The following is a 3,184-nucleotide window of genomic DNA, read 5'->3' on the forward strand; positions in this document are numbered from 1 at the left end:
GACCTGGCGCGCCGTAAATTTCAAAAATATTTCCAGCGGCGCGCCGAGGTCGTCGCGCCCTACAATATTATTATCAATCATAAGGAGATGCTTCAATTATGGCAGAAAATTGCACCCACGACTGTTCCAGCTGCGGCGAGAGCTGCTCCGAGCGGGACCTGCGGGTTCCGGCCAACGCCCTGTCCAGCGTCAAGCGGGTCATCGCCGTAGTCAGCGGCAAGGGCGGCGTGGGCAAGAGCACCGTCACCGCCTCTCTGGCGGCGGCAATGGCGAAGAAGGGCCGGAAGGTGGCCGTTCTGGACGCTGACATCACCGGCCCCTCCATCCCCACCGCCTTCGGCGTCCATGAGCGGGCCACCGGCTCCGACCAGGGAATCGACCCGGCTGTGACCAGGGGGGGCATTAAGCTCATGTCCCTGAACCTCCTCTCCGCCAACGAGACCGACCCGGTTATCTGGCGGGGCCCGGTGATTGCCGGGGTGGTCACCCAGTTCTGGCAGGAGGTCATCTGGGGGGATATCGACTATATGTTCGTGGATATGCCTCCCGGCACCGGCGACGTGCCCCTCACTGTGTTCCAGTCCCTGCCGGTGGACGGGGTAATTGTGATCACCTCCCCCCAGGACCTGGTGTCTATGATTGTGGCCAAGGCCGTCAATATGGCCAAGATGATGGATATTCCCGTCATCGGCCTGGTGGAGAACTACAGCTATTTCCAGTGCCCAGACTGCGGCGGAAAGCACGCCATCTTCGGCGAGAGCCACATTGAAAAGGTGGCCGCTGAGCTGGAAATTCCCGTTCTGGCCCGCCTGCCCATTGACCCCGCCCTGGCCGCCGCCTTCGACGCCGGAAGGATCGAGGACTTCCCCGCCGGCGACATGGCCCGGCTGGCTGAGCGGCTGGATGGCTGAGGCGCAATGAAACATTCTGTCAGCTTCAGGAGATGCCATACCATGATCAGCAGTTTTACCAGCGTCCTTCTCGCCTCCCTCACCGCTCTCTCCCTGGCTTTGAGCGGCTGTCAGTCCCTTCTGCCCGACTATGATTACACGCAGCCTGTCCCCGAGAGCCAGCAGCGGGAGGACGACTGGTTTGATAACAGCGCCGTCATCGGCCACTCCCTGATGGAGGGCTTCAAGGGCTTCGCGAAGGTGGATGCGGACATCCACTATTTCACCGACACGGGCATCTCCGCCAAGAAGGCCCTCAGCTTCGGCGGGTTTGACCTGCCTGACGGCGGAACGGGCACCTTGGAGACCGGCCTGGGCCAGAAGGATTTTGACAAGATCTATATCATGCTGGGGGTCAACGAGATCACCACCTCCAAGGAGAGCCTGAAGGAGCATATGGCCGCCATTGTGGAGCTCATTCGGGACAATCAGCCTGAGGGCATCCCCATCTACGTCCTGAACATCACCCCCACTACCGAGAAAAAGTCCGCCTCCAGCGACTTCAACCAGAAGAACGTCAAGCGGCTGAACGAGGCCCTGGCCGAGGTGTGTGAGGAGCAGGAGTGCTATCTGGTGGACCTGTGGTCCTGCTTCGCCGATGGAAACGGCTTCCTTCCGGCGGACATCTCCACCGATGGCGTCCACCTCACCGCCCCGGAGTACCGGGTTATGGCAGACTATATCCTGTCCCACACGGTGGGGAAGTGATAAAAATGCACTTTGCCCGGAATGGCTGAGAACCGGCCGTTCCGGGCGGTTTTTTAAACATTTCTCCCTACTAAACCAACAGTTGATTGTCAAAATGGAGGTTTGGGGGTAAGATAGGGCCATAAGGAGGCGGTGAAATGGACGCGATTAAAACAGGCGGGCTGATTGCCCAGAGGCGGAAGGAGAAGGAGCTGACCCAGAAGGACCTGGCGGAGACTTTGCACATATCCACCCAGGCCGTCAGCAAATGGGAGCGGGGCTTGAGCTGTCCCGACATCGGCCTGCTGGAGCCCCTGGCCGAGTCGCTGGACCTCACCGTCACCGAGCTGCTCTCCGGCCAGCGGGGGGAGGCGCCCGGGGAGGAGGCCGTCCGGGACTCCCTGCGCTTCGGGCTGGCCCAGCTGGGGCCGAAAATCAGGCGGTGGAAGTGGCTGTTTATCCTGTCCGCCGTCCTGCTGCTGACCGTAGTGCTGGGGCTGGGCTATATCTGGGTCCGGGACAACACCGAGTGGCTCCCCCAGAGGAAAACGGTGGTTAGGAGCCTGGACACCTCCGACCGGGAGCAGCAGATTGCCGGCGCCTTGGGTATACGGGGGCATTCTCTGCATTTGTATGAGGTGACGCTGGCTGACGATTTTGCCGGCTGCACGATTCAGGCCGAGCTGTGGACCCACGGGGGCCTGGAGGAGAGCTGGCAGCTGGGGAAGATGTGGTCTGACCGGGAGCTGTTTGGCGCCCGGCATCAGCTGCTGGTGCTGAGCGTTGAGCCTCATAGCGAGGAGTGGTCAGAGGAGGAGGGGCGCTGGACCTGGATGTGGTTTGAATGCGGGGTAAACTTTGCCGGCTGCTCCTTCAGGGGACCGCTGGACCTTATCACCAACCCCTATGTCAGCGGCGGCGCGGTTTGGAGCCCGATGAAGGGCGCGAAGGAGGTGGGCCGGGGGGAGGATTTGGTCCTGCTGACGATCTCCATAGGCGGCCCCGACGGCGGCACCTACGCCCCCAGCGGAGCGCTTCCGCCGGAGCGGGAGGAGGAGGTCTGCCTGGTAGTGCGGATGTACTGTGAATAGACGGCAATTCCCCGGCCTTCAGCCGGGGAATTTTTTTGTCCTTCCTCCGGGCAAAAAACTTCTTGACAATCCTCCGGATTTATGATAAAACTGTGGCAGTAAGTTATGACTAACCAAACAGGAGGAATGTATATGGAGCACCGAACGCTGGAGGACCTGTCCCCCGGCCAGAGCGGGACCATACTGTCCATCGCCAACAAATCGGGGACGGTAAAGCGCCGGCTGGTGGATATGGGCCTTACCCCGGGCACCGAGGTCAGGGTGACCAAAATCGCACCTCTGGGGGACCCCATTGAGGTGTCCCTTCGGGGGTATGAGCTGTCCCTGCGGAAGGCGGACGCCGGTCAGATTGTCATGGGCCAGCCCCAGCCCAGGGGGACCGGCGCCGCCCGGTCGGCCATGACCCGCCGCGACCCGGAGACCGCCCGCCGCCAGCTGAGGGCTCACGAGCACGAG

Annotated in this window: 4 protein-coding genes; all 4 read left to right on the forward strand. The window is 61.7% G+C overall.

The genetic code is table 11. The features are described 5' to 3' along the window. The first annotated feature begins 98 nt into the window (after positions 1-98). Positions 99-911, forward strand: coding sequence for an Mrp/NBP35 family ATP-binding protein (locus tag D1641_RS18625; protein ID WP_160668447.1), 813 nt, complete (start codon positions 99-101; stop codon positions 909-911). A gap of 42 nt (positions 912-953) precedes the next feature. Beyond that, positions 954-1,658 (forward strand): GDSL-type esterase/lipase family protein, encoded by a 705-nt coding sequence (locus D1641_RS18630; RefSeq protein ID WP_160668449.1) that lies wholly within the window; start codon positions 954-956, stop codon positions 1,656-1,658. A 137-nt stretch (positions 1,659-1,795) separates the two neighbouring features. After that, positions 1,796-2,728, forward strand: coding sequence for a helix-turn-helix transcriptional regulator (locus D1641_RS18635; RefSeq protein WP_160668451.1), 933 nt, complete (start codon positions 1,796-1,798; stop codon positions 2,726-2,728). Between the two features lie 132 nt (positions 2,729-2,860). Beyond that, a partial coding sequence (locus tag D1641_RS18640; protein WP_201757438.1) for a FeoA family protein occupies positions 2,861-3,184 on the forward strand: 324 nt, incomplete at its 3' end.

Source organism: Colidextribacter sp. OB.20, assembly GCF_009911595.1.
In the GTDB taxonomy this organism is placed as follows: Bacteria; Bacillota; Clostridia; order Oscillospirales; family Oscillospiraceae; genus Lawsonibacter.